Consider the following 26,038-nt stretch of genomic DNA (forward strand, 5'->3'; position numbering starts at 1 on the left):
GTGTTAATTTAAATATTTGGTTTTTATTATTAAAAAACTTTAATTTCAGTGGTTTAGAGTTGGGTTTAGTTGTAGATTGCGAAGAATTAATTAACGTTTTTCTATAATTATCGAAGTCGAAAAATTGATCAGTAAACTATTTTCTGAAAGAAACGAATTGTATTTATGCTTCTAAATATTAATAATTCAGAGGGTAAATAAATCTTGCTTCGTGAAATTAATTTTGATTTTATTTTCTTGTTAAAAAATGGTTGTTTGTTATGTTAAAATTTGCTAAATGTTTTTTAGTTTTTTGTATTAGCGATTTCAGTTATGCTTCTTTTTACCTGCTCCCAAGGTTTATTGTTAGGTAGGATTTTATTGTTGATATTTTATTGTTGTAATAGCTTTGGTAAATTCAAAATTGCATAAACTATATTTTTTAAGTGGTTCAATTTAAAGGGGAATAATTGGATATGGTATGAATATAGTTCGATTTTCATTGATCTATAACGAATTTATAATTGGTATTACTAGTGTCAATATTCTTCATAATTTTTTTTTATAAATTTTGAACAAAAAAAATCCCGATTACATTATGTAATCGGGAAATTAAATAAAACAGTTTGTTTCATTTCTATTTATGAAATTTTACCAGCCTGGATTTTGTTGCTTAGCCAAAGTAGGGTTTGTATTTAACTCAACTTGTGGTATTGGCCATAAGAATCTAAAGTCAGAAGCCGGAATTGCAAGAACTGTACTAGGACCTGTGTAAGGTGTTCCAAGCGTATAGTCAGCAACAGCAGGAACTGCATTTGCATATTTTGCAGGAATACCTGTAGAAGGAGCAATGTCATCTTTTTCAAGACGTTGAATATCAGACCATCTTCTTCCTTCCATCAAGAATTCAATTCTTCTTTCAGTAAGAATGGCATTTACCATTAATGGTATTGTACTCAAAGTAGCAGCTGTATAAGCTTGTGTAGCAGGAGTTGCAAGAGCTCTATTTCTAACTGTGTTTAAGTTGATCAAAGCATTAGCTAAGTCTCCTGTGCGAGCTTGCGCTTCTGCCATATTCAATAATACTTCTGCATATCTAATAACAGGTGTTGCATCTGTAAAATTGACTTGATCTTTATATTTGTTAGTATATATACGACCATTAACGTTGATTATCATTTCAGTTGCTCCAATAACACCAGAACTTGGATTTACAATTGCAGTTCTTCTTTTATCGTCAACTAACCAACTAGGATTTCTCCATATAATTGGACTAACAGCCACTAATTTTCTTCCTCCAAAAATAGAAGCTAATGCAGCATTTGTTCCTGGATTAGAAGTAGTTGAGTGTTGTATGGAGAATATTGATTCTGTATTGCTTAAATTGTTTGCCAAAACAAATGCATCTCCAGGATTAGCTGTTAATGTCCTTTTTCCGTTCAGTTTATTACCTTCAGTGATTACATTTGCCCAGTCTCTTTTTTGAAGATATACTCTTGTTTTGAATGCGATAGCTGCATTTTTTGAAGCTTTTGCAATTCCTGTAGTCGTTATAAGATTTTCAGCGTCATTTAAATCAGCTAAAATCTTAGTGTAGCACTCAGCGACTGTGTTTCTTGGTTTAAGAACTTCAGAATCAATTTCGCCTTGAGTATTAACTCCAACTTCTCTGTAAGGAATTCCCAAATGCTCTGCTGTTGCTGTATAGTTATAACATCTGGAAAAATAATTCAAAAGTTCAAAATGTGTAATTGCGCGTAAGAATTTAGCTTGACCAATATAATCGTTCCCAACTGCAGCTGAAATAATTCCTTTAGCGACGGCATCATTTACACCTTCGATCATCAAATTGCAACGATTAATTAAACGGTAACCATCTACCCAATAATAAACGTTGTTTGCTGTAGTGGCGTCATAGGTAGCTGTATAAGTAAGTTGGTAGAAAGTTGCAGTATTTACTACATCTTCTCCTCTACAGTCTCCTTGTTCTACGAAAGCGGCACCCCAAATATAACCTCTACCACCATTAGCAGTACCACTAGTATATGTTCCTATGGCTGCAGCATTATATACACCATTCATTGCTGATGCAATTAAATCTGGAGTTGTAAATGGATAGTCTTCTGAAGGACTATTTATTGGGTCTAAATCCAATAGTTTTTCTTCTGAACAGGAATTCATTCCCAAAACAATTACAGAAAGAAGTAGTAACGTTTTAAATATATTTTTCATCTTAAATTTGTATTAAAAGTTAACATTGACACCTATTGAAATTGTTTTTACTCTTGGTGTTCCAATGTAATCTACACCTGAATATTGAGTAACTTGTGTGTTTTGCATTTCTGGATTAATTCCTGAGTAGTCAGTAAACATTGCCAATCCTTGCCCTAAAGCATAAATACGGAAACTATCAATACTAATTTTTTGAGTAAATGACTTAGGTAATGTATATCCTAAAGTGATATTGTCTAAAGATATGAAGTCACCATCTTCAAGAAAACGTGTGCTTAAGTGACCTGTTAAATTTGTAAATGTATTAGATCCTCCAACAATTCTCGGAGTCCAGCCATCACCAGGATTGGCTGCACTTTGCCATCTTCCTAAAATCTCGGTACCATTATTAGAGAAATCTTGAGTTACTAGATCTCTACGCGTAGCATTGAAAATTTTATTTCCACCACTAAATCTAAACATAAATCCAAAATCAACCCCCTTGTAAGTAAAGGTATTGTTTAATCCACCATAATAAGTAGGCAAACTGTTTCCTAAAACAGATTTGTCTTTTGCAGAATCTAATGTACTTGAAGCACCTGCTGCGCTTGGATTAGCGGGGTCAAAAACAGTGTAAGTTTGTGTATTTGCATTTCCTTGTACTAAGCTGTTATCCGCTTTGTAATATACGGGATTTCCATTTGCAGGATTTACTCCATAATATCTGTAACCGTAAAGCGCTTTTAATGGTTCGCCTTCTCTAATGATGTTGTAGTCAAAAAGGATGTCTTGTCCTTGATTTAACTTAGTGATTTTATTTTTAATAAGAGTTAAGTTACCAGTGATATCCCAAGTGAAATTACCTTTTACCATTTTGTAACTTGCAGAAAACTCTAAACCTTTATTATATAGCGCACCTATATTCTTGTTAATTACTCCATATGGAGTACTTGTATTACCAGGAATACCTAATGAAGGACTTTGAGGAGCAGCTAAAATTAATTGATCTACATCATTAGAGAAATAATCAAAAGTGAATCTTAATTTATCATCAAATAAACCTAAATCTGCACCATAATCTGTTTTTTTACTTCTTTCCCATTGCAACTGATCATTACCAAATTGAGAATATCCAAATCCATTTAATGATCCGTATGGTGATGCTATAGCAAGTCCTTTATAAGGATAGTTTCCTATATCGGTATTACCAACTTCAGAATAAGAACCTCTAATTTTTAAATCAGAAACTACAGAACGAATTGACTCCATGAAATCTTCATTAGAGATAGTCCATCCTCCAGAAAATCCGGTGAAATTATTCCATCTTGTTGCATCAGCTAATTTTGAAATTCCATCTCTACGGATTGAAACTTGAAAGAAATATTTTTTGCCATAGTCATAGTTAAGGCGGCCAACGTAAGATATAATACCATTCTCGTATTGAGAACCACCTGAATCTTTGGTTGTATATGAATTTGTAATTAATCCTTCGTTGTAAAACCCATCTAGTAATGTTGCTCCTGAACCCCAGAAAGTTTCGTACTTTTCTTTTTGATATTCAGATACAGCTGTTATACCAATAGTATGTTTTTCAGCAAATGTTTTGTTATACGTTAAAATATTTTGGACGTTATAACGTAAAAATTCAGTATCATCGTTATAAACATAACCTTTGTTTGAAAAACCATCACCATTTAAAGGATTAAGATATTGAAACCCTTTATTGATTGAATTGTCAATACTTCCTTGAACTTTAAAATTCAAATCTTTTGTGATTTTTGCGTTAGCAAAAGCACTCGCTAAAATTCTAGTTATTTTTGATGAATATTTGTTTTTATCCATGATATAAACAATATTTGGTAGGTTATTTGCAATTGCAATTTTATTATCCCATTGACCAACTCTATTGTTTACTAAATCTAGGTTATATCCAGTTGGATTAGCTTCGTCGTAGATAGGTGTATTAGGTAACATTTTTGTAGCCGCGTAAATACTACCAGAAAGAGCATTACCTGTTGTACCTCCAGTATTCAAACCATTATAGTCTGTTTTGGTAAGTCCTATATTGGTTCCAATGTTTAACCATTTTGTTACACTAGCATCAATATTTGTTCTAGCGGTATAACGTTTCATATCGTTAGCTTTCGCAAGTCCTTCCTGGTCAGTAGAGCCTAATGATAAATAGAATTTACTTTTGTCAGAACCTCCACTAACGGATAGGTTATTTGTTACTTGCTGCGCATTGTTTCTCATTGTCGCTTTTTGCCAATCTGTATTGTAAGTAGTCCCTGCAGCCCATACAGTTGGAGCTCCTTTTTCATTCGAAATAGTTATAAAGTCTGGAGTTTGTAACAAATCGTATGTCTCTACAGCATTAGAAAAACCGACAGAACTATCGAAACTGGTTTTAAGGTTCCCTTTTTTACCACTTTTTGTTGTAATCAAGATTACACCATTTGCAGCACGAGATCCATAGATTGCTGTAGAAGCACCATCTTTTAAAACCTCATAGGATTCTATATCGTTTGGATTGATATCTCCCAAACCATTTGTTTGTGCTACACCACCAGTATCACCTGTTACTATAGGCATACCGTCAACAATTACCAAAGGATAAGTACCACCAGTTATAGAAGCAATACCTCTAATTCTGAAAATTGGAGCTGCTCCTAATATTCCTGATGGAGTAGTAATTTGCACACCTGCTGCTCTACCTGCTAATTGAGATTCAAAACTGGCAGTTACCAAATTCTTTAAATCCGAACCTTTTACGCTAGTTATAGATCCAGTAACCTCTTTTCTTTTTTGAGTACCGTATCCTACTACAACTACACTTTCTAGTTCAGTTGCATCACTCGTTAATTTAATGTTAAGTGAGGTTGAACTTGCAGATTTTTCTGTGGATTTCATACCTATATAGCTAAATACCAATACGTCAATTGGTGCTGCTTTGATAGTGTACTTACCATCAAAATCTGATTGAGTTCCATTTTTTGTTCCTTTTACTAATACACTAACCCCTGGTAAAGGCATTCCTGCATTGTCGGTAACAATTCCTGAAACAGATCTTTCTTGTGCAAATGTGATTTGCGCCATTAGTACTAGAAGAAGCACTAGGAATCCATTAAATTTTAGTTTCATTTTTAAATATTTTGAATTAGTGAGGCAAAAATCATAATAATTTGTTAAGTTTCCTAATATCTGAAACTCTTTTTTTGTTAAGACTAAAATTTAACATTATAACTTATCGTTATGTTTGTGTTATAAAATTTTATTTCTTCGTTTTTAGACTTACCGTTTGTTATGGCAAATTTCAATAAACCATTTAGAGTTTGTGCACCAAATCCAAACCCTATACCTAGAAGTTTATCATTGTTTTTTTTTGTAGCAGAAATTGTGGAATCCTCGTAATAACAGTAGTCTAGAATGGAATTGAAGTATAAGTTTGATGAAATTAAATATCTGTATTCTGTCATTAAAGCAATCATTAAGTTTGCTTGCAGGCTGTTTTCGGTGAATCCTCGTATTGAGTTTGTTCCTCCAAAACGATGTAATTCATTTGTGATATAATTTTGACTTTTTAAAATATAATTTTGGTTTTTTATATTTATAATATTTTTCTCATTAATATAAAAATCATTAATTATGTTAAAATTAGCAAAATTTTGTTTTTGTGGCAGATTTTCTATTATAGTCCTGTTTCCGATTCCAATTGTTAAGTCTACTAGGGATTTAATTGGGAATAGTTTGTTTTTTGAATTGTTTTTTTTGAATTCTATAGAAGCGGTATAGAAAGTGTTCTTGTAATCGGATAAATTCTGGCTGTTCAGGTTTTGAATGTCACTGGACTCTGTAGATTCAAATCCAAGATATATACGTTTATTGTAGTTTATGAAATAACCCAGGTGCAGGGCGGTCTTTGTGTTTTGAAAAATGCTGTCTTGTTTAAAAATATTAATTTGCGCTTTAATTGCTATTGGGCTGTTGAATAAATAAGGAATATTTAAATTAGCATTAAAAAGCTTTTGGTTATTTCCGTCGTTTTTCCAGTAAATAGATAATTCTTCTCCGTTTCTAAGTGCATTGACTAGGGTTAGGTCTAAATATCCGTTAAATTGAATTTTTTTATTTTCGGTGTTATTGAATCCTAAATAGCCGTCAAAATTATTTGCTTTCTTTTTTTCTAGGTATACAAATATTTTGGTGCTGTCTTGTGTGAATAGTATTTCTGGAAATTTAATTTGATTTATAAATCCAAATTCTTCAAAATCATGATTTATTTGTTTTACTGTTTCTTGATTGAAAATTGAGTTTTTGTATTTTTTTGCGATTTGTTTTTGAGCTCCTTTTGGAAAAAGTTTTTTCTGCTTCTGATCGGAGTATTTTATTTCTATTGTGTTTAAATTTCTTTTAATGTCTGTTGAAATAAATAATTCGGCATAAAGATCTTGTCTTTTCTGTAGAATGTTGTTGAGTTTTACTTTTGCGAAAGCATAACCGTTTTTTTCTAAATTTTGTAGAATCTGTTTTAAAAACGCTTCTGTTTGAGAATATGGTAATAGTATCGAATCTTGATTTGTTTCGAAAAAATCAGCTAAGATCAGTTCGTTTTTTTTACCTATATATATATGTATGTTTTTTATTCTTTTGCCAAGTGAAATTTTAGCGTAAAAAACACTGTCATTTTCTCTGTTTTTCTCAAGTATTTGGTTGTTGATATAGCCATTATCTTTTAGTTTTCTGCTGAGAATATTTATTTCTTCAATTGTGGTTTTTACGTTTTGCTGTTTTTGGGAGTAGCTAATAGAATCAATTGTATTGGTTTCTAATGGAGTTTTGCCGATTATTTTTAATTGTATAGTCTGACTTTGAGAAGTCAAATGGAGAAGAAAAAAAAGCAGAATAAGAATTTTAGATTTCAATTTGATTTCTTTTTTCATGAAAGTAACGCAAATATCTGCTGTTTGTTTTAATATTCATAATGTTTGTGATTTAAATGACAAGAAGGTCTGTTTTTTTGTAGTTTTTTGTTTTTTATATCGAGATGTATTTTATTAAAAGCCAAATGCTTACTTATTTAAAAAATAAACCAATTATGGTTTGTATAGTGGAAATTAATTTATACATTTGCAACCCCGTAAAAAGCGGGAATTTTATAAACAAGTAATTTTTAGTATTTAATTATGCCAACTATTCAACAATTAGTAAGAACAGGAAGAACTCAGATCACTAAGAAGAGTAAATCGGTTGCTTTAGATTCTTGTCCACAACGTCGTGGTGTTTGTACGCGTGTTTACACAACTACTCCAAAAAAACCAAACTCTGCAATGCGTAAAGTAGCGCGTGTACGTTTGACTAATGGAAATGAGGTAAATGCTTACATCCCAGGTGAAGGACATAATCTGCAGGAGCACTCGATAGTATTAGTGCGAGGCGGAAGAGTAAAAGATTTACCAGGAGTTAGGTATCACATTGTTCGTGGTGCACTTGACACATCAGGTGTAGCAGGAAGAACGCAGCGTCGTTCAAAATATGGTGCAAAACGTCCAAAAGAAGCTAAAAAGTAAATCAACTCACGTAAAGATGCGATTTATCGTAACTGCGTAAAAAAACAAAAGACATGAGAAAAAGAGCGGCAAAGAAAAGACCACTTTTACCAGATCCAAGGTTTAATGACCAATTGGTAACACGTTTTGTAAATAACTTAATGTGGGATGGTAAGAAATCAACAGCTTTTAAAGTTTTTTATGATGCAATTGATATCATTGAAACTAAAAAGCAAAATGACGAAAAAACTTCATTAGAAATCTGGAAAGATGCTTTAACAAACGTTATGCCTCACGTAGAAGTACGTAGCCGTAGAGTTGGTGGAGCTACATTTCAAATTCCAATGCAGATCAGACCAGACAGAAAAATTTCTATGGCTATGAAATGGTTAATTCTTTATGCAAGAAGAAGAAACGAAAAATCAATGGCTCAGAGATTGGCTTCAGAGTGTTTAGCTGCGGCTAAAGAAGAAGGAGCAGCTGTTAAGAAAAGAATGGATACTCACAAAATGGCAGAAGCTAACAAAGCTTTCTCTCACTTTAGATTTTAATTCTTAAAGAAATGGCTAGAGATCTTAAATATACAAGAAACATAGGAATTGCGGCTCACATTGATGCTGGTAAAACAACAACAACTGAGCGTATATTATTCTATACTGGAAAATCACACAAAATTGGTGAGGTACACGATGGTGCTGCAACAATGGACTGGATGGCACAAGAGCAGGAAAGAGGTATTACTATTACTTCTGCTGCTACAACTTGTGAGTGGAATTTTCCAACTGAACAAGGTAAAGTTTTACCTGAAACATTGCCTTATCACTTTAACATTATCGATACTCCTGGTCACGTTGATTTTACCGTAGAGGTAAATCGTTCTTTGCGTGTATTGGATGGTTTGGTTTTCTTATTTAGTGCTGTTGATGGTGTTGAGCCTCAATCTGAAACTAACTGGAGATTAGCTGATCAATACCGTGTACCACGTATGGGGTTTGTTAATAAAATGGATAGACAAGGTTCTAACTTTTTGAATGTATGTCAGCAAGTTAGAGATATGTTGAAATCAAACGCTGTTGCGATCACTTTGCCAATTGGTGAAGAAAATGATTTCAAAGGTGTCGTTGATTTAGTTAAAAATCAAGCGATTGTATGGCATGATGCTACACAAGGAGCTACTTTTGATATTATCGATATCCCTGCGGATATGGTTAATGAAGTGAAGGAATACAGAGATATCCTTATCGAAGCGGTTGCTGATTATGATGAAAACTTGCTTGATAAATACATGGAAGATCCAGAGTCTATCACAGAAGATGAAATCAATAAAGCATTGAGAGCTGCAACTATGGATATGGCAATCATTCCTATGATTGCTGGTTCTTCTTTCAAAAACAAAGGGGTTCAATTCATGTTAGATGCAGTATGTAAATATTTGCCATCTCCAATGGATAAAGAAGGTATTACTGGAATTCACCCAGATGATGCTGAATTGCTTGAAGAAGATCAAACTACTATTTTGCGTAAACCAGATGTAAAAGAGCCTTTCGCTGCTTTGGCATTTAAGATTGCTACTGACCCATTCGTAGGTCGTTTGGCTTTCTTCCGTGCTTATTCAGGAAGACTTGATGCTGGTTCTTATGTGTTGAATACTCGTTCTGGTAACAAAGAGAGAATTTCCCGTATCTACCAAATGCACGCTAACAAACAAAATCCAATCGAATATATTGAGGCTGGAGATATTGGAGCTGCTGTTGGATTTAAAGATATTAAGACTGGAGATACATTGTGTGATGAAAAACACCCAATCATTCTTGAATCTATGAAATTCCCTGCTCCGGTAATTGGTATTGCTATTGAGCCTAAAACTAAAGCTGACGTTGATAAAATGGGTATGGCTTTGGCTAAATTGGCTGAAGAGGATCCAACTTTTACGGTTAGAACTGATGAGGCTTCGGGACAAACTATTATCTCTGGTATGGGTGAGCTTCACTTAGATATCTTGGTTGATCGTATGAAACGTGAATTCAAGGTTGAAGTGAACCAAGGTGAGCCTCAAGTTGAGTACAAAGAAGCGTTTACTAAATCTGCTCAGCATAGAGAAACTTATAAAAAACAATCTGGAGGTCGTGGTAAATTCGGTGATATCGTATTTGTACTAGAGCCTGCTGATGAAGTTGATGGTAAAGTTCCTGTAGGATTGCAGTTTATTAATTCAGTAAAAGGTGGTAACGTGCCAAAAGAATATATTCCTTCTGTAGAGAAAGGTTTCCGTGAAGCTATGAAAACTGGTCCTTTAGCAGGTTACCAAGTAGATAGTTTAAAGGTTACTTTATTGGATGGATCTTTCCACCCTGTGGATTCTGATGCGCTTTCTTTTGAATTAGCAGCTAGAATGGGTTATAGAGAAGTAGCAAAAGCTGCTGGAGCTGTAATTCTTGAGCCAATCATGAAAATGGAAGTTATTACGCCAGAAGAAAACATGGGGGATATCGTAGGAGATATTAACCGTCGTAGAGGTCAGGTGAATGACATGGGTGACAGAAATGGTGCAAAAACTATTAAAGCTGATGTTCCATTATCAGAAATGTTTGGATATGTTACTACATTAAGAACATTGTCTTCTGGTAGAGCAACATCTACTATGGAATTTTCACACTATGCAGAAACGCCTTCTAATATTTCAGAAGCAGTAATCAAAAAAGCAAAAGGAAACGCTTAATTTTAAGAAAATGAGTCAAAAAATCAGAATAAAACTAAAATCTTACGATCACATGTTGGTGGATAAGTCTGCTGAGAAGATTGTAAAAACAGTAAAAACTACTGGTGCTGTTGTAACTGGTCCAATTCCATTACCAACACACAAAAAACTTTTTACAGTATTGCGTTCTCCGCACGTAAACAAAAAAGCAAGAGAGCAATTTGAAGTAATGTCATATAAGAGATTAATTGATATTTATTCATCTTCTTCTAAAACTATTGATGCTTTAATGAAGCTTGAATTACCAAGCGGAGTTGAAGTTGAAATCAAAGTTTAAGTACTTTAAGAGTAAAAAGGAACGCTGTTTTTAGGTAAAAAATATTTTTTTGGTTTGTGTGTAAATAAGTTATACATTTGCACCCACTTTAAAAATAGGATTTGCTTAAAAGCTGCGTTCTATATTTATATTTAATAATTAATAATTAATATTTATGTCTGGGTTAATTGGTAGAAAAATCGGCATGACTAGTATTTTCGATGAAAACGGGAAGAATATTCCTTGTACTGTAATTGAAGCTGGGCCATGCGTTGTTACCCAAGTCAGAACCAAAGGTGTTGACGGGTACGAAGCGTTGCAACTTGGTTTCGATGACAAAAACGAGAAACATTCCACAAAAGCGGCTGTAGGTCACTTTAAAAAAGCTGGAACTGTTGCTAAGAAAAAAGTCGTTGAATTTCAAGATTTTGCAACTGAACAAAAATTAGGGGATCTTATTGAGGTTTCAATTTTTGAAGAAGGAGAATTTGTAGATGTACAGGGTGTGTCTAAAGGTAAAGGTTTTCAAGGGGTTGTTAAACGTCACGGATTTGGTGGTGTTGGGCAAGCGACTCATGGTCAGCACAACCGTTTAAGAGCGCCAGGTTCTGTAGGAGCTTCTTCTTATCCATCTAGAGTATTCAAAGGAATGCGTATGGCTGGAAGAATGGGAGGAGATAATGTAAAAGTTCAAAATCTTAGAGTTTTAAAAGTAGTAGCTGAAAAGAATCTGCTTGTTGTTAAAGGATGTATTCCAGGAAGCAAAAACTCTTATGTAATCATTCAGAAGTAATGGAAGCAAAAGTATTAGATTTCAACGGAAAAGATACTGGAAGAAAAGTACAGCTTTCTGATTCAGTATTCGGTATAGAGCCAAATAATCACGCCGTATATCTTGATGTTAAGCAATATCTTGCTAATCAAAGACAAGGTACACACAAAGCTAAAGAAAGAGCTGAAGTGACTGGAAGTACGCGTAAAATAAAAAAACAAAAGGGAACAGGTACTGCTCGTGCGGGTAGTGTGAAGAATCCTTTGTTTAAAGGTGGTGGAACAGTTTTTGGACCAAGACCAAGAAGTTATTCATTTAAATTGAATAAAAGCTTGAAGCGTTTGGCTAGAAAATCTGCTTTCTCAATTAAAGCAAAAGAATCAAACATTATTGTTCTTGAAGATTTCAATTTTGAAACGCCAAACACTAAGAGTTTTGTTAATGTTTTGAAAGCTTTAGAGTTAGAAAACAAAAAATCTTTGTTTGTGTTGGGTGATACGAATAAAAATGTATATTTGTCGTCACGAAATTTAAAAGCGTCAAACGCTGTAAGTGCCAATGAATTAAGTACTTATGCTATTTTGAATGCTAATAATTTAGTGCTTTTGGAGAGTTCTTTGGAAGTAATTGAAGAAAATTTAAGTAAATAAATAGGATATGAGCATCATAATTAAACCTATAGTAACGGAAAAAGTAACCAAAGAAAGTGAAGTTTTAAACCGCTTCGGATTCGTTGTTGACAGAAAAGCAAACAAAGTACAAATTAAGAAAGCTGTTGAAGCTGCTTACGGTGTAAATGTTTTGAGTGTTAATACAATGAATGTGAGACCGGATAGAACTACCAAATACACTAAAAGTGGTTTAATCAGTGGAAAGACAAATGCAATTAAAAAAGCAATTGTACAAGTACAAGAAGGAGAAACAATTGATTTTTACAACAATATCTAAGATAAAATGTCAGTAAGAAAATTAAAACCTATTACCGCAGGTCAGCGATTTAGAGTTGTGAATGGTTATGACGCCATTACAACTGATAAGCCGGAACGCTCTTTGATAGCGCCGATAAAAAACTCTGGAGGTAGAAATAGTCAAGGAAAGATGACCATGCGTTATACGGGTGGTGGTCACAAGCAGAGATATCGTATTATTGATTTCAAACGTACTAAAGAAGGAATTCCAGCTACAGTGAAATCAATCGAATATGATCCAAATCGTACTGCATTTATCGCTTTATTAGCTTATGCTGATGGAGAGAAAACATACATTATTGCACAAAATGGATTGAAAGTAGGTCAGAAAGTTGTTTCTGGACCAGAATCTCAGCCAGAAATTGGTAATACATTGCCTTTAAGCAGAATTCCTTTAGGAACTGTTATTTCTTGTATTGAATTGAGACCAGGTCAAGGAGCTGTAATTGCTCGTTCTGCTGGAACATTTGCTCAATTAATGGCAAGAGATGGAAAATATGCTACAATTAAAATGCCTTCAGGTGAAACAAGATTGATCTTGTTGACTTGTTCAGCTACAATTGGAGCGGTTTCTAATTCAGACCACCAATTAGTTGTATCTGGTAAAGCAGGTAGAACAAGATGGTTAGGAAGAAGACCTAGAACAAGACCTGTTGCAATGAACCCTGTTGATCACCCAATGGGTGGTGGTGAAGGACGTTCTTCTGGAGGTCATCCACGTTCAAGAAATGGAGTACCAGCTAAAGGTTATAGAACTCGTTCTCCGAAAAACCCGAGTAATAAGTATATCGTAGAACGTAGAAAGAAATAATTAAGATATGGCACGTTCATTAAAAAAAGGACCATTTGTTCATTATAAGTTAGACAAGAAAGTTGCAGAAAACATTGCAGGTGGAAATAAAGGAGTTGTTAAGACATGGTCTAGAGCTTCTATGATTACTCCTGACTTCGTTGGACAGACTATCGCAGTTCATAACGGTCGTCAATTTGTACCAGTTTACGTTACAGAAAACATGGTAGGTCACAAATTAGGAGAATTTTCACCAACTAGATCTTTTAGAGGTCATGCTGGAGCAAAAAATAAAGGTAAAAAATAAGAAGCAATGGGAGTTCGTAAAAGAGAAACAGCAGATGCGAGAAAAGAGGCTAATAAGTCTATTGCTTTCGCGAAATTGAATAACTGCCCTACTTCACCTAGAAAAATGCGCTTAGTAGCGGACTTGGTAAGAGGTCAGAAGGTAGAAAGAGCACTTAACATATTAAGATTCAGTTCTAAAGAAGCTTCAAGAAAATTAGAAAAACTATTATTATCTGCAATCAATAACTGGGAGCAGAAAAATAGCGAAGCTAGTCTTGAAGAAGCTGGTTTATTTGTTAAAGAAATCCGTGTTGACGGTGGAATGATGTTGAAAAGACTTCGTCCAGCGCCACAAGGTAGAGCACACAGAATAAGAAAACGTTCTAACCACGTTACAATCGTGTTAGGAGCTATCAATAACACACAAAGCAATTCTTAAGCAGCATGGGACAAAAGACAAATCCAATTGGAAATAGACTTGGTATCATCAGAGGATGGGACTCAAACTGGTATGGTGGAAATGATTACGGTGATAAATTAGCCGAAGATCAAAAAATCAGAAAGTATATCCACGCTCGTTTATCAAAAGCTAGTGTATCAAAAGTAATCATCGAGAGAACTTTGAAACTTGTAACCGTTACTATCACTACTGCAAGACCAGGTATCATTATCGGGAAAGGCGGACAAGAGGTAGACAAGTTGAAAGAAGAACTTAAGAAAATTACTGACAAAGAGGTTCAAATCAACATCTTTGAAATTAAAAGACCTGAACTTGACGCGTATCTAGTTGCTACAAGCATCTGTCGTCAAATCGAAAGCCGTATTTCTTACAGACGTGCAATCAAAATGGCTATTGCTGCTTCTATGCGTATGAACGCTGAAGGTATCAAAGTTTTGATTTCTGGTCGTTTGAATGGTGCTGAGATGGCTCGTTCAGAGGGTTTCAAAGAAGGTAGAATTCCTCTATCAACTTTCAGAGCTGATATTGATTATGCTTTGGCTGAAGCTCATACTACTTATGGTAGAATGGGTATCAAAGTATGGATCATGAAAGGTGAAGTTTACGGAAAGAGAGATCTTTCTCCGCTTGCCGGAATGGACAAAAAACAAGCTGGCGCTAAAGGTGGAGATGCTCCAAGAGGAGACAGAAAGCCTTTTAATAAAGGTGGAAAATCAGACGCTCGTAAAAGAAAGTAAATTTTTAAACTAAAGAAAAATGTTACAGCCTAAAAGAACAAAATACCGTAAGGTACAAAAAGGTAAAATGAAAGGGAATTCCCAAAGAGGACACGAACTTTCTAATGGAATGTTTGGTATTAAATCTGTACATGAAGATGGAATGTTCTTAACTTCTCGTCAAATCGAAGCAGCTCGTATTGCTGCTACTCGTTACATGAAAAGAGAAGGACAATTATGGATTAAAATATTTCCAGACAAACCTATCACTAAGAAACCTCTTGAGGTACGTATGGGTAAAGGTAAAGGTGCCGTTGAATATTGGGCTGCCGTTGTTAAACCCGGAAGAATTATGTTTGAAGTTGGAGGAGTTCCTTTGTCAGTTGCAAAAGAGGCTTTGCGCCTTGCAGCTCAAAAGCTTCCAGTAAAAACTAAGTTTGTTGTTGCTAGAGATTTCGAAGCATAATCTATATTATATTATGAAACAATCAGAAATAAAAAATCTTTCTATAGCTGAGTTGCAAAATGCACTTAGCCAAGCTAAGAAAGCACATGCTGACCTAAAATTAGCTCACGCTATCTCTCCAATTGAGAATCCGCTTCAAATTAGAAGTGCTAGAAGAACAGTTGCAAGATTAGCTACAGAGCTTACTAAAAAAGAATTACAATAATTGTATTCTGCTGAAAGATGGAAGAAAAAAGAAATTTAAGAAAAGAAAGAATTGGGGTTGTTACTTCAAACAAAATGGATAAATCCATTGTAGTTGCTCAGGTAACTAAAGTAAAACACCCATTATACGGTAAGTTCGTGTTGAAAACAAAGAAATTTGTTGCACATGACGAAACAAACGACTGTAACATTGGAGATACTGTAAGAATCAGCGAAACGCGTCCTTTAAGTAAAACAAAATGTTGGAGATTAGTTGAAATCCTAGAAAGAGCTAAATAATTATGGTACAACAAGAATCAAGACTAAAAGTAGCAGATAACACAGGAGCTAAAGAAGTTTTAACTATCCGTGTTTTAGGAGGTACCAAAAGAAGGTATGCCTCTGTTGGAGACAAGATTGTAGTATCAATTAAAGACGCAACACCAAACGGAAACGTTAAAAAAGGTGCTGTTTCAACTGCAGTTGTTGTACGTACCAAAAAAGAAGTGAGAAGAGCTGATGGTTCTTATATCCGTTTCGATGATAATGCATGTGTTCTTTTGAATGCTGCAGGGGAAATGAGAGGAACTCGTGTTTTTGGTCCGGTAGCAAGAGAACTTCGTGAAAAACAATTCATGAAAATTGTATCATTAGCACCAGAAGTGCTTTAATTCGTTTTAAGATGATAAAGCTAAAAATAAAATCAGGAGACATCGTAAGAGTTATCGCTGGTGACCATAAAGGTGCTGAAGGTAAAGTTTTACGCGTGTACAAAGAGAAAAACAAAGCAATTGTTGAAGGTGTAAATTTAGTTTCTAAACATACGAAACCAAGTGCAAAAAACCCTCAAGGTGGTATTGTAAAAAAAGAAGCTTCTATTCAAATATCAAATATTTCTCTAATTGATCCTAAAACTAAGGAAACAACAAGAGTAGGTATTAGAGTTGAAGGAGATAAGAAAGTAAGATTTTCAAAAAAATCTAATCAAGTACTATAGTAATGGCATATATACCTAGACTAAAAGAAGAATATAAGAGTAGAGTTATCTCTGCTCTTAAAGAAGAATTCGGTTACACAAACGTAATGCAGGTTCCAAAATTGGAGAAAATCGTTTTGAGTAAAGGAGTTGGTGCAGCAGTATCTGATAAAAAATTGATTGACTATGCAGTTGATGAGTTAACTAAGATTACTGGACAAAAAGCAGTATCTACTATTTCAAAGAAAGACGTTGCGTCTTTCAAATTGAGAAAAGGGATGCCTATTGGAGCAAAAGTTACTTTGCGAGGTGAAAGAATGTATGAGTTTTTAGATAGACTTATCACTTCTTCATTGCCGCGTGTTAGAGATTTCAGTGGTATTAAAGCAACTGGTTTTGATGGTAGAGGTAATTACAATTTAGGTGTTTTAGAGCAAATCATTTTCCCTGAAATTGATATTGACAAAGTAAATAAAATATCTGGAATGGACATTACTTTTGTTACTACTGCAAAAACAGATAAAGAAGCAAAGTCATTGTTGGCTGAATTAGGTTTACCTTTTAAAAAGAATTAAGATATGGCTAAAGAATCAATGAAAGCCCGTGAGGTGAAAAGAGAAAAAACGGTAGCAAAGTACGCTGAGAAAAGAAAAGCTTTATTGGAAGCTGGAGATTACGAAGCTTTACAGAAATTGCCGAAAAATGCTTCACCAGTTCGTTTGCACAATCGTTGCAAATTAACAGGAAGACCTAGAGGGTATATGCGTCAATTCGGAATTTCACGTGTAACTTTCCGTGAAATGGCTAATAATGGACTAATTCCAGGTGTTAAAAAAGCAAGCTGGTAATAAATATTATTTGCGATTTTGATATTTCAACAGATAGTTGTAAGTTTGCCGGATTTTTGTCGGTAAATTGACAACTATCTGTTGATTAATTAATGAGTTTAATGGTTTCAGGTTCTTCCGGATGGTCCGGTAAGAATACCAAAACCGCAATTTTATACATATGTATACAGATCCAATTGCAGATTATTTGACGCGAGTTCGAAATGCTGTGGCTGCAAACCACAAAGTTGTCGAAATTCCCGCTTCTAATCTTAAAAAAGAAATAACAAAGATCTTATTTGATCAAGGTTATATCTTAAGTTACAAGTTTGAAGAGAACACTGTTCAAGGTTCTATCAAAATTGCTTTGAAGTATGATAAAGATACTAAAGAGCCGGTTATCAAAGATATTCAAAGAATTAGTAAGCCAGGTTTACGTAAGTATGCAGGCGCTTCCAAATTGCCAAGAATCCTTAACGGATTGGGAATTGCTATTGTTTCAACTTCAAAAGGTCTAATGACTGGGAAACAAGCTAAGCAGTTAAATGTTGGTGGAGAAGTAATTTGCTACGTATACTAATTTTAAAGACTATATAAGATGTCAAGAATAGGTAAAAGTCCAGTAACAATACCAGCTGGAGTAACTGTTGAAGTTGCTGGTAGTATTATTACAGTAAAAGGAAAAAAAGGTCAACTATCACAGGGGTTTTCGGACGTAGCTGTTACAGTTGAAGGAGATCAAGTTTTAGTAGAAAGATCTTCTGATCATAAAGACCAAAGAGCAAAACACGGTTTGTATAGAGCTTTAATCAATAATATGGTTATAGGGGTAACAGAAGGTTTTACTAAGGAGTTAGAATTGGTTGGAGTAGGTTATAGAGCTTCAAATCAAGGACAAAAATTAGATTTAGCTCTTGGGTTCTCACACAATATTATTTTAGAAATAGCTCCTGAGGTATCTCTTGAGACAATATCTGAAAAAGGTAAAAATCCAATTGTAAAATTAACATCATTAGATAAACAGCTTTTAGGACAGGTTGCTGCGAAAATCAGAGGTTTCCGCAGACCAGAGCCATATAAAGGAAAAGGTGTTAAATTTGTAGGTGAAGTATTAAGAAGAAAAGCAGGTAAATCAGCTTAAAAAATAAGATTATGTCATTAACAAAACCTGAAAGAAGACAACGTATTAGATTCAGAATTAGAAAAACGATCAGTGGTACTGCTGCTAATCCAAGACTATCTGTTTTTAGAAGTAACAAAGAAATTTACGCTCAACTTATTGATGATGTAAACGGAGTTACTTTGTTAGCAGCTTCTTCAAGAGAAAAAGAAATAGGAAAAGGTACGAATATTGAAGTAGCTACTGCAGTTGGTAAACTAGTTGCTGAAAAAGCCTTAAAAGCTGGTATTGATGTGGTAACTTTCGATAGAGGAGGTTATTTATACCACGGTCGTATTAAATCATTAGCAGAAGGCGCAAGAGCTGCTGGACTTAAATTCTAATATATTATGTCTAAATACAAGAATATTGAGATAGTAAAACCAAGTGGTCTTGAATTAAAAGATCGTTTGGTGAGTGTTAATCGTGTTACTAAGGTTACAAAAGGAGGTAGAGCTTTTGGTTTTTCTGCTATTGTAGTTGTTGGTGATGAAAATGGAGTTGTAGGTCATGGATTAGGAAAATCTAAAGATGTTTCGGAAGCAATTGCGAAAGCTGTTGAAGATGCAAAGAAAAATCTAGTGAAAATTCCTTTGAGCGGGCAATCAGTTCCTCACGAACAAAAAGGTAAATTTGGTGGTGCACGTGTGTTCTTAATTCCTGCTTCTCATGGTACAGGAGTTATTGCTGGTGGAGCTGTTCGTTCGGTTCTTGAATCAGTTGGGATTCACGATGTATTGTCTAAGTCACAAGGATCTTCAAATCCTCACAACGTAGTGAAAGCAACTTTTGATGCTTTATTACAAATGAGAAGCGCTCATACTGTTGCAAAACAAAGAGGTGTTTCTTTAGAAAAAGTTTTTAAAGGTTAATTCAAGGAAATTATGGCTAAATTATTAGTAAAACAAGTTCGAAGCAAAATCAATTGCCCTCTTACTCAAAAAAGAGGTTTGGAAGCTTTAGGCCTACGTAAAATGGGACAAGTTGTAGAGCATGAGTCAAATCCTGCTATCCTTGGGATGATAAATAAAGTTAAACACTTAGTTTCTGTAGAAGAAGCTAAATAACAAATACTGTTATGAATTTAAGTAACTTACAACCTGCTGAGGGTTCTACACACAATCAAAATAAAAGATTAGGTAGAGGTGAAGGTTCTGGTAAAGGTGGTACCGCTGCACGTGGTCACAAAGGAGCAAAATCTCGTTCTGGTTATTCTAAAAAGATTGGTTTTGAAGGAGGTCAGATGCCACTTCAAAGACGTGTGCCTAAGTTTGGTTTCACTAACATCAACCGTAAAGAATACGAAGGTGTTAATCTTGATACTCTTCAATTATTGGTTGATAATGGAGTAATTACAGATACTGTTGATATGACAGTTTATGTAGCTAATCGTCTTGCTGCTAAAAATGAAATCGTAAAGATTTTAGGTAGAGGAGAATTGAAAGCAAAATTAAAAGTAACTGCTCACAAATTTACTGCTACTGCAAAAGCTGCTATTGAAGCTGCTGGTGGAGAGGCTGTAATCATGTAATTCCTGCAATTAAGATGAAGAAATTTATTGAATCAATAAGTAATGTTTGGAAAATAGAAGAACTAAAGAATAGAATTTTAATTACTTTAGGTCTGCTTTTAGTTTATCGTTTTGGTGCACACGTTACGTTACCGGGAATTGACGCAACTCAATTAACTGGTTTAGCGGGACAAACCAAAAATGGATTAGGATCTATTCTGGACATGTTTACCGGAGGTGCATTTTCTAAAGCGTCAGTTTTTGCTTTAGGGATTATGCCTTATATTTCTGCATCTATTGTTGTGCAACTTATGGGAATTGCGATTCCTTATTTGCAAAAACTACAAAGTGATGGAGAGAGCGGTAGAAAGAAAATCAATCAAATTACCCGTTGGTTAACTATAGTTATTACCTTAGTACAAGGACCAACTTATATCTACAATCTTTACAGAACTTTACCTAGTTCAGCTTTTATCTTAGGATTTAATTCATTTGAATTTTTATTTTCTTCAGTAGTTATCTTAGTTACGGGTACAATTTTTGCCATGTGGTTAGGAGAAAAAATTACTGATAAAGGTATCGGAAACGGTATTTCCCTTTTGATCATGGTTGGTATCTTAGCTAGGTTACCACAAGCTTTTATCCAAGAATTTACAACAAGAGTAACTAATAATAATGGAGGGCCAATGTTATTGGTTGTTGAAATCATTATTTGGTTACTTGTAATTATTTCTTGTGTACTGCTTGTGATGGCAGTTAGAAAAATTCCAGTACAGTATGCTCGTCGTACAACATCTGGTGATTTCGAACAAGATATGATGGGTGGTAACAGACAATGGATTCCTTTAAAGCTTAATGCATCTGGTGTAATGCCAATTATATTTGCACAAGCTATTATGTTTATTCCTGCTGCTGTTGCTGGTTTGTCTAAATCAGATGCTTCTCAATCTATTGTTGGTGCTTTTAGTAATATGTTCGGTTTTTGGTATAATTTCTTGTTTGCAACATTAATTGTTGTCTTCACTTTCTTTTATACTGCAATTACAGTTCCTACTAACAAGATGTCTGATGATTTGAAGAGAAGCGGCGGTTTTATACCAGGTATTAGACCAGGTGTTGAGACTTCTGATTATCTTGATAAAGTGATGTCTTTAATAACTTTTCCAGGATCTTTATTTCTTGCTTTGATAGCTGTGTTCCCAGCAATTGTTGTAAGTCTTATGGATGTTCAGCAATCTTGGGCTATGTTTTTTGGAGGGACTTCATTAATTATTATGGTTGGAGTTGCAATTGATACGATTCAACAGATTAATTCATACTTGTTGAATAAGCATTATGATGGTTTGATGAAAAGTGGTAAAAATAGAAAAGCGGTAGCTTAACTTATGGCAAAACAATCAGCAATAGAACAAGACGGATCTATCATTGAAGCATTATCAAATGCGATGTTCCGTGTAGAGTTAGAAAATGGACATATTGTAATTGCTCATATTTCTGGAAAAATGCGTATGCATTATATTAAGTTATTACCTGGTGATAAAGTAAAACTAGAAATGAGCCCTTATGATTTGTCAAAAGCAAGAATTACTTATAGATATTAAAGATATTCAAAATGAAAGTAAGAGCATCAGTTAAAAAAAGAAGCGCCGAGTGCATCATTGTGCGTAGAAAAGGCAGATTATACGTAATCAACAAAAAGAATCCTAGATTTAAACAAAGACAAGGATAATTATGGCAAGAATAGCAGGGGTAGATATCCCAAAAAACAAAAGAGGTGTTATAGCACTTACCTATATCTTTGGATTAGGAAAAAGTAGAGCTATTGAGATTTTAGAGAAAGCTCAAGTTAGCCAAGATAAAAAAGTTCAAGAATGGAATGATGATGAAATCGGAGCAATTCGTGAAGCAGTTTCATCTTTCAAAATTGAAGGAGAATTACGTTCTGAAATTTCTTTGAACATCAAACGTTTAATGGATATTGGATGTTATAGAGGAATTCGTCATAGATCTGGTCTTCCTTTGAGAGGACAAAGAACTAAAAACAACTCTAGAACAAGAAAAGGTAAAAGAAAAACTGTTGCTAACAAGAAAAAAGCAACTAAATAATAAGTAATATGGCTAAAGCAACTGCAAAAAAACGTAAAGTTATCGTTGAATCAACGGGTGAGGCTCATATTTCTGCTACCTTCAATAACATCATCATTTCTTTGACTAACAAAAAAGGTGAAGTTATTTCTTGGTCATCAGCTGGTAAAATGGGTTTTAGAGGTTCTAAAAAGAATACTCCATACGCAGCTCAAATGGCAGCAGAAGATTGTAGTAAAGTAGCTCTTGAGGCTGGACTTAAAAAAGTTAAAGTTTATGTAAAAGGACCAGGAAATGGACGTGAGTCTGCTATCCGTTCTTTGCATAATGGTGGAATTGAAGTTACAGAGATTATCGATGTTACTCCAATGCCTCACAACGGATGCCGTCCTCCAAAAAGACGTAGAGTATAATACTCAAATAAATTTATAGTATAATAAAGGTAGAATAACGATTATCGAAGGATAAGACCTGAATTCATAATCTCTACCTTAAATTTTTTTAAAATGGCAAGATATACTGGTCCAAGCACAAGAATCGCACGTAAATTCGGCGAAGCAATTTTCGGAGATGATAAAGCTTTCGAAAAAAGAAATTATCCTCCTGGGCAACACGGGATGGCTAAAAAAAGAGGAAAAAAATCTGAGTATGCTGTTCAGTTAATGGAAAAGCAAAAAGCTAAATATTCTTATGGAATTTTAGAAAAACAATTCAGAAATTTATTCGAAAAAGCATCAGCTACTAAAGGGGTTACTGGTGAGGTTTTATTACAATTGTGCGAAGCAAGATTGGATAACGTAGTTTTTAGAATGGGTATTGCTCCTTCTAGAAGAGGTGCTCGTCAAATCGTTTCTCACAGACACATCACAGTTAACGGTGAAGTTGTTAATATTCCTTCTTACCACCTTAAACCTGGTGATAAAGTTGCTGTTCGTGAAAAATCTAAATCATTAGAGGCTATCGAACGTTCTTTATCAAATTCAAGTCATGTTTATGAATGGATTACTTGGAATCAAGATCTTAAAGAAGGAACATTTGTTTCTGTACCTGCAAGACTTCAAATTCCTGAAAACATTAAAGAACAATTAATCGTAGAGTTGTACAACAAATAATAATTGACTTAGTCGAAATTTATGGCAATATTTAATTTTCAGAAGCCCGATAAAGTTATCATGATCGATTCAACCGATTTTGAAGGTAAATTTGAATTTAGACCTTTAGAACCTGGATATGGATTGACTGTTGGTAATGCACTTAGAAGAGTTTTGCTTTCAGCATTAGAAGGTTATGCAATTACATCTGTTCGCATTGAAGGTGTAGATCATGAGTTTTCTACTATTTCAGGAGTTGTTGAAGACGTTACCGAAATTATCCTTAATCTTAAGCAAGTGCGTTTCAAACGTCAAATTGAAGATATCGATAATGAATCAGTTACTATATCTGTTTCGGGTAAAGATCAATTAACAGCAGGTGATTTTCAAAAATTTATTTCAGGTTTCCAAGTTTTGAATCCAGATCTTGTTATCTGTAATTTAGATAGTAAAATTAAACTGAATTTCGATTTAACTATCGAAAAAGGTAGAGGATATGTTCCTGCTGAAGAAAACAAAAAACAGAATGCTGCAATAGGAACTATATTTACTGACTCAATTTTTACTCCGGTAAAAAATGTTAAGTATGCTATTGAAAACTTCCGTGTAGAGCAAAAAACAGATTATGAAAAATTAGTTTTTGAAATTAAAACTGATGGATCAATCAATCCTAAAGACGCTCTTACTGAGGCTGCAAAAGTTTTAATTCACCATTTCATGTTGTTTTCTGATGAAAGAATTACACTTGAGGCTGACGAAATTGCACAAACAGAGTCATATGATGAAGAATCATTGCACATGAGACAATTGCTTAAAACGAAGCTTGTTGATATGGATCTTTCTGTTAGAGCGTTAAATTGTTTGAAAGCGGCTGAAGTTGATACACTTGGTGATTTAGTATCGTTCAATAAAAATGACCTAATGAAGTTCCGTAATTTTGGTAAAAAATCTTTAACTGAGCTAGATGAACTAGTTGCAATTAAGAATTTAACTTTTGGAATGGATTTGGCAAAATACAAATTAGATAAAGAATAATTTACTTCATATTTTGCTCTCCAAAGTGGATTGCAGCAAGATGAAGTTAAAATAAATTGGTCATGAGACACGGAAAAAAATTCAATCACTTAAGCAGACAGACTGCACATAGAAGTTCTATGTTGGCTAATATGGCTTGTTCTCTTATTGAACACAAACGTATTAATACTACTGTTGCTAAAGCTAAAGCGCTTAAACAATTTGTTGAGCCGCTTATAACAAAATCAAAATCTGATACTACTCATAATCGTCGTATCGTTTTTGCTTACTTACGTAGTAAATATGCAGTAACTGATTTATTCAGAGATGTTGCAGCTAAAGTAGGTGACCGTCCAGGAGGATACACTCGTATCATTAAAGTTGGAAATCGTTTAGGAGATAATGCTGATATGGCAATGATCGAATTAGTTGATTTCAATGAACTTTACAACGGAGGTAAAAAAGAAGTTAAAAAAGCAAAAAGCCGTCGTGGCGGGAAAGCTAAAAAAGCAGAGGAAGCTACTGAAGCTCCAGTTGCTGAAGCTGAACCAACAACTGATGCAGCTGAATAATTATGAGAATAATAATTCAATAATAAAGAGGGATAAACTATTTATAGTTTATCCTTTTTTTTTGAAAAATAAATAAGGATTTTTTGTCAAAGGTTAAAGGAAGTAGAGAATGCAGTTGATTTGGAGATCTTTTTTAAAACATTTTAATGCCTTTTTGTTACTCTGATGTTTACGGTTTCAAATAGATATAATTATTCCTAAAAAACATTGCGTCCACTGTTTTAAAAATTTAAATTTGCACAATATTAAATTAGATATGAAATATACAACACGAAAAAGCGCTATTCTTTTATTAAGTGACGGAACTATCTTCCATGGTAAATCGATTGGAATCACTGGAAAAACATTTGGTGAAGTTTGTTTTAATACGGGTATGACCGGATATCAAGAGATTTTTACAGATCCTTCATATTTTGGTCAATTGATGGTTGCTACAAATGCTCACATTGGGAATTATGGAGTAAATGATAAAGAAGTTGAATCCAACAGTATAAAAATTGCTGGATTGGTTTGTAAAAACTTTAGTTTTAACTATTCTAGAACTGACTCATCTGGAAGTCTAGAAGATTATTTTGCTAAACAGAATTTAATTTGTATTTCGGATGTTGATACACGTGCGTTAGTGAGTTACATACGTGAAAACGGGGCTATGAACGCTGTCATCTGTACAGATGAAACTCCAATTGAAGAATTGAAAACGATGCTAGCTGAAGTTCCAGACATGAAAGGTTTAGAATTAGCTTCGAAAGTTTCTACATTAGAACCTTATTTTTATGGTGATGAGAATGCTGCCTATAAAATTGCAGCTTTAGATTTAGGAATAAAAGAAAACATCCTTAGAAATTTAGCTAAAAGAGACTGTTATATTAAAGTTTTTCCATATAACGCTTCTTACTCTGAATTAGCATCTTTTAATCCGGACGGTTTTTTCTTGTCTAATGGTCCTGGAGATCCAGATCCTTTGGAAAGTGCTATACAAGTAGCGAAGGAAATACTTGAAAATAATAAACCTCTGTTTGGTATTTGTCTAGGGCATCAGGTTATTGCTTTGGCAAACGGTGTTTCTACTTATAAAATGTTCAATGGGCATAGAGGAATTAATCATCCTGTAAAAAATATAATTAGTGATCGTGGGGAGATTACTTCGCAAAATCATGGTTTCGCTGTGAATAAAGAAGAATTAGATCAGCATCCAGATTTAGAAATAACACATTTGCATTTAAATGACGGGACTGTGGCAGGTATGAGAATGAAAAATAAAAATTGTTTCTCTGTGCAGTATCACCCAGAAGCAAGCCCAGGTCCGCACGATTCTTCTTATCTTTTTGACCAGTTTATAGAAAATATCAAATCAGCATAAGATCTAAAACGTTATCGTTAATAAATAAAATTATATTAACGATTAAATAAT

36 protein-coding genes are annotated in these 26,038 nt (G+C 34.2%); 33 read left to right on the plus strand and 3 right to left on the minus strand.

Annotated features, from left to right (window positions below):
- Positions 1-630 precede the first annotated feature (630 nt).
- The 3 genes from IRZ80_RS02295 to IRZ80_RS02305 all read right to left on the minus strand — a co-directional run bounded on the left by IRZ80_RS02295 (position 631) and on the right by IRZ80_RS02305 (position 7,112).
- The gene (locus IRZ80_RS02295) at positions 631-2,211 is read right to left on the minus strand and encodes a RagB/SusD family nutrient uptake outer membrane protein (protein ID WP_194639888.1); all 1,581 of its coding nucleotides are present in this window, start codon (positions 2,209-2,211) and stop codon (positions 631-633) included.
- A 12-nt stretch (positions 2,212-2,223) separates the two neighbouring features.
- Complete coding sequence (locus IRZ80_RS02300) at positions 2,224-5,331, minus strand: SusC/RagA family TonB-linked outer membrane protein (RefSeq protein WP_194639890.1); 3,108 nt, start codon at positions 5,329-5,331, stop codon at positions 2,224-2,226.
- Positions 5,332-5,414: 83 nt separating this feature from the next.
- Positions 5,415-7,112: a hypothetical protein gene (locus tag IRZ80_RS02305; RefSeq protein WP_228520776.1), complete on the minus strand. Its 1,698-nt coding sequence runs from the start codon at positions 7,110-7,112 to the stop codon at positions 5,415-5,417.
- Positions 7,113-7,373: 261 nt separating this feature from the next.
- On the opposite strand from IRZ80_RS02305, the gene rpsL reads away from it, so the two are divergent.
- The 33 genes from rpsL (at position 7,374) to carA (ending at position 25,987) form a co-directional block, all read left to right on the plus strand.
- Positions 7,374-7,757, plus strand: coding sequence for a 30S ribosomal protein S12 (gene rpsL, locus IRZ80_RS02310; protein WP_007136570.1), 384 nt, complete (start codon positions 7,374-7,376; stop codon positions 7,755-7,757).
- 53 nt (positions 7,758-7,810) lie between these two features.
- Positions 7,811-8,287 carry a 30S ribosomal protein S7 gene (gene rpsG, locus IRZ80_RS02315; protein WP_012022493.1) on the plus strand — a complete coding sequence of 159 codons (477 nt, stop codon included), beginning with the start codon at positions 7,811-7,813 and terminating at the stop codon, positions 8,285-8,287.
- Positions 8,288-8,298: 11 nt separating this feature from the next.
- Complete coding sequence (fusA, locus tag IRZ80_RS02320) at positions 8,299-10,455, plus strand: elongation factor G (RefSeq protein WP_194639894.1); 2,157 nt, start codon at positions 8,299-8,301, stop codon at positions 10,453-10,455.
- A gap of 10 nt (positions 10,456-10,465) precedes the next feature.
- Positions 10,466-10,771 carry a 30S ribosomal protein S10 gene (gene rpsJ / locus IRZ80_RS02325; protein WP_007803605.1) on the plus strand — a complete coding sequence of 102 codons (306 nt, stop codon included), beginning with the start codon at positions 10,466-10,468 and terminating at the stop codon, positions 10,769-10,771.
- A gap of 154 nt (positions 10,772-10,925) precedes the next feature.
- Positions 10,926-11,543 carry a 50S ribosomal protein L3 gene (rplC, locus tag IRZ80_RS02330; protein ID WP_194639896.1) on the plus strand — a complete coding sequence of 206 codons (618 nt, stop codon included), beginning with the start codon at positions 10,926-10,928 and terminating at the stop codon, positions 11,541-11,543.
- Positions 11,543-12,172, plus strand: coding sequence for a 50S ribosomal protein L4 (rplD, locus tag IRZ80_RS02335; RefSeq protein WP_194639898.1), 630 nt, complete (start codon positions 11,543-11,545; stop codon positions 12,170-12,172). Before rplC ends, rplD begins: the two co-directional genes overlap by 1 nt.
- Positions 12,173-12,179: 7 nt before the next feature.
- Positions 12,180-12,470, plus strand: a complete 291-nt coding sequence (gene rplW, locus IRZ80_RS02340; protein WP_077377770.1) for a 50S ribosomal protein L23 — start codon at positions 12,180-12,182, stop codon at positions 12,468-12,470.
- 6 nt (positions 12,471-12,476) lie between these two features.
- The gene (rplB, locus tag IRZ80_RS02345; RefSeq protein ID WP_194639899.1) at positions 12,477-13,301 is read left to right on the plus strand and encodes a 50S ribosomal protein L2; all 825 of its coding nucleotides are present in this window, start codon (positions 12,477-12,479) and stop codon (positions 13,299-13,301) included.
- Positions 13,302-13,308: 7 nt separating this feature from the next.
- Complete coding sequence (rpsS, locus tag IRZ80_RS02350) at positions 13,309-13,587, plus strand: 30S ribosomal protein S19 (protein ID WP_035637298.1); 279 nt, start codon at positions 13,309-13,311, stop codon at positions 13,585-13,587.
- 6 nt (positions 13,588-13,593) lie between these two features.
- The gene (rplV, locus tag IRZ80_RS02355; protein ID WP_024981512.1) at positions 13,594-14,007 is read left to right on the plus strand and encodes a 50S ribosomal protein L22; all 414 of its coding nucleotides are present in this window, start codon (positions 13,594-13,596) and stop codon (positions 14,005-14,007) included.
- A 5-nt stretch (positions 14,008-14,012) separates the two neighbouring features.
- Positions 14,013-14,765 (plus strand): 30S ribosomal protein S3, encoded by a 753-nt coding sequence (rpsC, locus tag IRZ80_RS02360; RefSeq protein WP_194639902.1) that lies wholly within the window; start codon positions 14,013-14,015, stop codon positions 14,763-14,765.
- A 19-nt stretch (positions 14,766-14,784) separates the two neighbouring features.
- Positions 14,785-15,210: a 50S ribosomal protein L16 gene (gene rplP, locus IRZ80_RS02365; RefSeq protein ID WP_017495016.1), complete on the plus strand. Its 426-nt coding sequence runs from the start codon at positions 14,785-14,787 to the stop codon at positions 15,208-15,210.
- A 13-nt stretch (positions 15,211-15,223) separates the two neighbouring features.
- Positions 15,224-15,415, plus strand: a complete 192-nt coding sequence (rpmC, locus tag IRZ80_RS02370; RefSeq protein WP_194639904.1) for a 50S ribosomal protein L29 — start codon at positions 15,224-15,226, stop codon at positions 15,413-15,415.
- Positions 15,416-15,432: 17 nt separating this feature from the next.
- Positions 15,433-15,693 (plus strand): 30S ribosomal protein S17, encoded by a 261-nt coding sequence (gene rpsQ / locus IRZ80_RS02375; protein ID WP_194639906.1) that lies wholly within the window; start codon positions 15,433-15,435, stop codon positions 15,691-15,693.
- 2 nt (positions 15,694-15,695) lie between these two features.
- A complete protein-coding gene (rplN, locus tag IRZ80_RS02380) occupies positions 15,696-16,064 on the plus strand; it encodes a 50S ribosomal protein L14 (protein WP_007803649.1) in 369 nt (122 codons plus the stop codon).
- Between the two features lie 11 nt (positions 16,065-16,075).
- Positions 16,076-16,390 (plus strand): 50S ribosomal protein L24, encoded by a 315-nt coding sequence (gene rplX / locus IRZ80_RS02385; RefSeq protein ID WP_103804342.1) that lies wholly within the window; start codon positions 16,076-16,078, stop codon positions 16,388-16,390.
- Positions 16,391-16,392: 2 nt separating this feature from the next.
- Positions 16,393-16,944, plus strand: a complete 552-nt coding sequence (gene rplE, locus IRZ80_RS02390) for a 50S ribosomal protein L5 (RefSeq protein ID WP_194639908.1) — start codon at positions 16,393-16,395, stop codon at positions 16,942-16,944.
- A 3-nt stretch (positions 16,945-16,947) separates the two neighbouring features.
- Positions 16,948-17,217, plus strand: coding sequence for a 30S ribosomal protein S14 (gene rpsN / locus IRZ80_RS02395; protein ID WP_194639917.1), 270 nt, complete (start codon positions 16,948-16,950; stop codon positions 17,215-17,217).
- A gap of 160 nt (positions 17,218-17,377) precedes the next feature.
- Positions 17,378-17,776, plus strand: a complete 399-nt coding sequence (rpsH, locus tag IRZ80_RS02400; RefSeq protein WP_194639919.1) for a 30S ribosomal protein S8 — start codon at positions 17,378-17,380, stop codon at positions 17,774-17,776.
- An 18-nt stretch (positions 17,777-17,794) separates the two neighbouring features.
- Positions 17,795-18,337, plus strand: a complete 543-nt coding sequence (gene rplF, locus IRZ80_RS02405; protein WP_194639921.1) for a 50S ribosomal protein L6 — start codon at positions 17,795-17,797, stop codon at positions 18,335-18,337.
- Between the two features lie 11 nt (positions 18,338-18,348).
- Positions 18,349-18,699, plus strand: coding sequence for a 50S ribosomal protein L18 (gene rplR / locus IRZ80_RS02410; RefSeq protein WP_194639922.1), 351 nt, complete (start codon positions 18,349-18,351; stop codon positions 18,697-18,699).
- A 3-nt stretch (positions 18,700-18,702) separates the two neighbouring features.
- Positions 18,703-19,227, plus strand: coding sequence for a 30S ribosomal protein S5 (rpsE, locus tag IRZ80_RS02415; protein ID WP_194640171.1), 525 nt, complete (start codon positions 18,703-18,705; stop codon positions 19,225-19,227).
- 12 nt (positions 19,228-19,239) lie between these two features.
- On the plus strand, positions 19,240-19,422 hold the full coding sequence (gene rpmD / locus IRZ80_RS02420) for a 50S ribosomal protein L30 (protein WP_035637325.1): 183 nt from the start codon (positions 19,240-19,242) through the stop codon (positions 19,420-19,422).
- Positions 19,423-19,433: 11 nt separating this feature from the next.
- The gene (rplO, locus tag IRZ80_RS02425; RefSeq protein WP_194639924.1) at positions 19,434-19,886 is read left to right on the plus strand and encodes a 50S ribosomal protein L15; all 453 of its coding nucleotides are present in this window, start codon (positions 19,434-19,436) and stop codon (positions 19,884-19,886) included.
- Between the two features lie 14 nt (positions 19,887-19,900).
- On the plus strand, positions 19,901-21,247 hold the full coding sequence (secY, locus tag IRZ80_RS02430) for a preprotein translocase subunit SecY (RefSeq protein WP_100843396.1): 1,347 nt from the start codon (positions 19,901-19,903) through the stop codon (positions 21,245-21,247).
- Between the two features lie 3 nt (positions 21,248-21,250).
- Positions 21,251-21,466, plus strand: coding sequence for a translation initiation factor IF-1 (gene infA / locus IRZ80_RS02435; RefSeq protein WP_007136545.1), 216 nt, complete (start codon positions 21,251-21,253; stop codon positions 21,464-21,466).
- An 11-nt stretch (positions 21,467-21,477) separates the two neighbouring features.
- Complete coding sequence (ykgO, locus tag IRZ80_RS02440) at positions 21,478-21,594, plus strand: type B 50S ribosomal protein L36 (protein ID WP_002987490.1); 117 nt, start codon at positions 21,478-21,480, stop codon at positions 21,592-21,594.
- A 2-nt stretch (positions 21,595-21,596) separates the two neighbouring features.
- Positions 21,597-21,971: a 30S ribosomal protein S13 gene (rpsM, locus tag IRZ80_RS02445; protein ID WP_035637331.1), complete on the plus strand. Its 375-nt coding sequence runs from the start codon at positions 21,597-21,599 to the stop codon at positions 21,969-21,971.
- A gap of 8 nt (positions 21,972-21,979) precedes the next feature.
- The gene (rpsK, locus tag IRZ80_RS02450; protein WP_024981527.1) at positions 21,980-22,363 is read left to right on the plus strand and encodes a 30S ribosomal protein S11; all 384 of its coding nucleotides are present in this window, start codon (positions 21,980-21,982) and stop codon (positions 22,361-22,363) included.
- 93 nt (positions 22,364-22,456) lie between these two features.
- Positions 22,457-23,062 carry a 30S ribosomal protein S4 gene (gene rpsD / locus IRZ80_RS02455; protein ID WP_115813684.1) on the plus strand — a complete coding sequence of 202 codons (606 nt, stop codon included), beginning with the start codon at positions 22,457-22,459 and terminating at the stop codon, positions 23,060-23,062.
- Between the two features lie 21 nt (positions 23,063-23,083).
- Positions 23,084-24,076, plus strand: a complete 993-nt coding sequence (locus IRZ80_RS02460) for a DNA-directed RNA polymerase subunit alpha (protein WP_115813685.1) — start codon at positions 23,084-23,086, stop codon at positions 24,074-24,076.
- A gap of 62 nt (positions 24,077-24,138) precedes the next feature.
- Positions 24,139-24,627, plus strand: a complete 489-nt coding sequence (gene rplQ, locus IRZ80_RS02465; RefSeq protein WP_194639926.1) for a 50S ribosomal protein L17 — start codon at positions 24,139-24,141, stop codon at positions 24,625-24,627.
- 256 nt (positions 24,628-24,883) lie between these two features.
- Positions 24,884-25,987, plus strand: coding sequence for a glutamine-hydrolyzing carbamoyl-phosphate synthase small subunit (carA, locus tag IRZ80_RS02470; RefSeq protein WP_194639935.1), 1,104 nt, complete (start codon positions 24,884-24,886; stop codon positions 25,985-25,987).
- Positions 25,988-26,038 lie beyond the last annotated feature (51 nt).

Source organism: Flavobacterium sp. HJJ, assembly GCF_015351475.1.
In the GTDB taxonomy this organism is placed as follows: Bacteria; Bacteroidota; Bacteroidia; order Flavobacteriales; family Flavobacteriaceae; genus Flavobacterium; species Flavobacterium marginilacus.

What these genes read in the sequence shown, in the direction of transcription:
- IRZ80_RS02295 (WP_194639888.1), bottom strand. Translation starts at nt 2,211, where the DNA reads ATGAAAAATATATTTAAAACGTTACTACTTCTTTCTGTAATTGTTTTG.
- IRZ80_RS02300 (WP_194639890.1), bottom strand. Translation starts at nt 5,331, where the DNA reads ATGAAACTAAAATTTAATGGATTCCTAGTGCTTCTTCTAGTACTAATG.
- rpsL (WP_007136570.1), top strand. Translation starts at nt 7,374, where the DNA reads ATGCCAACTATTCAACAATTAGTAAGAACAGGAAGAACTCAGATCACT.
- rpsG (WP_012022493.1), top strand. Translation starts at nt 7,811, where the DNA reads ATGAGAAAAAGAGCGGCAAAGAAAAGACCACTTTTACCAGATCCAAGG.
- fusA (WP_194639894.1), top strand. Translation starts at nt 8,299, where the DNA reads ATGGCTAGAGATCTTAAATATACAAGAAACATAGGAATTGCGGCTCAC.
- rpsJ (WP_007803605.1), top strand. Translation starts at nt 10,466, where the DNA reads ATGAGTCAAAAAATCAGAATAAAACTAAAATCTTACGATCACATGTTG.
- rplC (WP_194639896.1), top strand. Translation starts at nt 10,926, where the DNA reads ATGTCTGGGTTAATTGGTAGAAAAATCGGCATGACTAGTATTTTCGAT.
- rplD (WP_194639898.1), top strand. Translation starts at nt 11,543, where the DNA reads ATGGAAGCAAAAGTATTAGATTTCAACGGAAAAGATACTGGAAGAAAA.
- rplW (WP_077377770.1), top strand. Translation starts at nt 12,180, where the DNA reads ATGAGCATCATAATTAAACCTATAGTAACGGAAAAAGTAACCAAAGAA.
- rplB (WP_194639899.1), top strand. Translation starts at nt 12,477, where the DNA reads ATGTCAGTAAGAAAATTAAAACCTATTACCGCAGGTCAGCGATTTAGA.
- rpsS (WP_035637298.1), top strand. Translation starts at nt 13,309, where the DNA reads ATGGCACGTTCATTAAAAAAAGGACCATTTGTTCATTATAAGTTAGAC.
- rplV (WP_024981512.1), top strand. Translation starts at nt 13,594, where the DNA reads ATGGGAGTTCGTAAAAGAGAAACAGCAGATGCGAGAAAAGAGGCTAAT.
- rpsC (WP_194639902.1), top strand. Translation starts at nt 14,013, where the DNA reads ATGGGACAAAAGACAAATCCAATTGGAAATAGACTTGGTATCATCAGA.
- rplP (WP_017495016.1), top strand. Translation starts at nt 14,785, where the DNA reads ATGTTACAGCCTAAAAGAACAAAATACCGTAAGGTACAAAAAGGTAAA.
- rpmC (WP_194639904.1), top strand. Translation starts at nt 15,224, where the DNA reads ATGAAACAATCAGAAATAAAAAATCTTTCTATAGCTGAGTTGCAAAAT.
- rpsQ (WP_194639906.1), top strand. Translation starts at nt 15,433, where the DNA reads ATGGAAGAAAAAAGAAATTTAAGAAAAGAAAGAATTGGGGTTGTTACT.
- rplN (WP_007803649.1), top strand. Translation starts at nt 15,696, where the DNA reads ATGGTACAACAAGAATCAAGACTAAAAGTAGCAGATAACACAGGAGCT.
- rplX (WP_103804342.1), top strand. Translation starts at nt 16,076, where the DNA reads ATGATAAAGCTAAAAATAAAATCAGGAGACATCGTAAGAGTTATCGCT.
- rplE (WP_194639908.1), top strand. Translation starts at nt 16,393, where the DNA reads ATGGCATATATACCTAGACTAAAAGAAGAATATAAGAGTAGAGTTATC.
- rpsN (WP_194639917.1), top strand. Translation starts at nt 16,948, where the DNA reads ATGGCTAAAGAATCAATGAAAGCCCGTGAGGTGAAAAGAGAAAAAACG.
- rpsH (WP_194639919.1), top strand. Translation starts at nt 17,378, where the DNA reads ATGTATACAGATCCAATTGCAGATTATTTGACGCGAGTTCGAAATGCT.
- rplF (WP_194639921.1), top strand. Translation starts at nt 17,795, where the DNA reads ATGTCAAGAATAGGTAAAAGTCCAGTAACAATACCAGCTGGAGTAACT.
- rplR (WP_194639922.1), top strand. Translation starts at nt 18,349, where the DNA reads ATGTCATTAACAAAACCTGAAAGAAGACAACGTATTAGATTCAGAATT.
- rpmD (WP_035637325.1), top strand. Translation starts at nt 19,240, where the DNA reads ATGGCTAAATTATTAGTAAAACAAGTTCGAAGCAAAATCAATTGCCCT.
- rplO (WP_194639924.1), top strand. Translation starts at nt 19,434, where the DNA reads ATGAATTTAAGTAACTTACAACCTGCTGAGGGTTCTACACACAATCAA.
- secY (WP_100843396.1), top strand. Translation starts at nt 19,901, where the DNA reads ATGAAGAAATTTATTGAATCAATAAGTAATGTTTGGAAAATAGAAGAA.
- infA (WP_007136545.1), top strand. Translation starts at nt 21,251, where the DNA reads ATGGCAAAACAATCAGCAATAGAACAAGACGGATCTATCATTGAAGCA.
- ykgO (WP_002987490.1), top strand. Translation starts at nt 21,478, where the DNA reads ATGAAAGTAAGAGCATCAGTTAAAAAAAGAAGCGCCGAGTGCATCATT.
- rpsM (WP_035637331.1), top strand. Translation starts at nt 21,597, where the DNA reads ATGGCAAGAATAGCAGGGGTAGATATCCCAAAAAACAAAAGAGGTGTT.
- rpsK (WP_024981527.1), top strand. Translation starts at nt 21,980, where the DNA reads ATGGCTAAAGCAACTGCAAAAAAACGTAAAGTTATCGTTGAATCAACG.
- rpsD (WP_115813684.1), top strand. Translation starts at nt 22,457, where the DNA reads ATGGCAAGATATACTGGTCCAAGCACAAGAATCGCACGTAAATTCGGC.
- IRZ80_RS02460 (WP_115813685.1), top strand. Translation starts at nt 23,084, where the DNA reads ATGGCAATATTTAATTTTCAGAAGCCCGATAAAGTTATCATGATCGAT.
- rplQ (WP_194639926.1), top strand. Translation starts at nt 24,139, where the DNA reads ATGAGACACGGAAAAAAATTCAATCACTTAAGCAGACAGACTGCACAT.
- carA (WP_194639935.1), top strand. Translation starts at nt 24,884, where the DNA reads ATGAAATATACAACACGAAAAAGCGCTATTCTTTTATTAAGTGACGGA.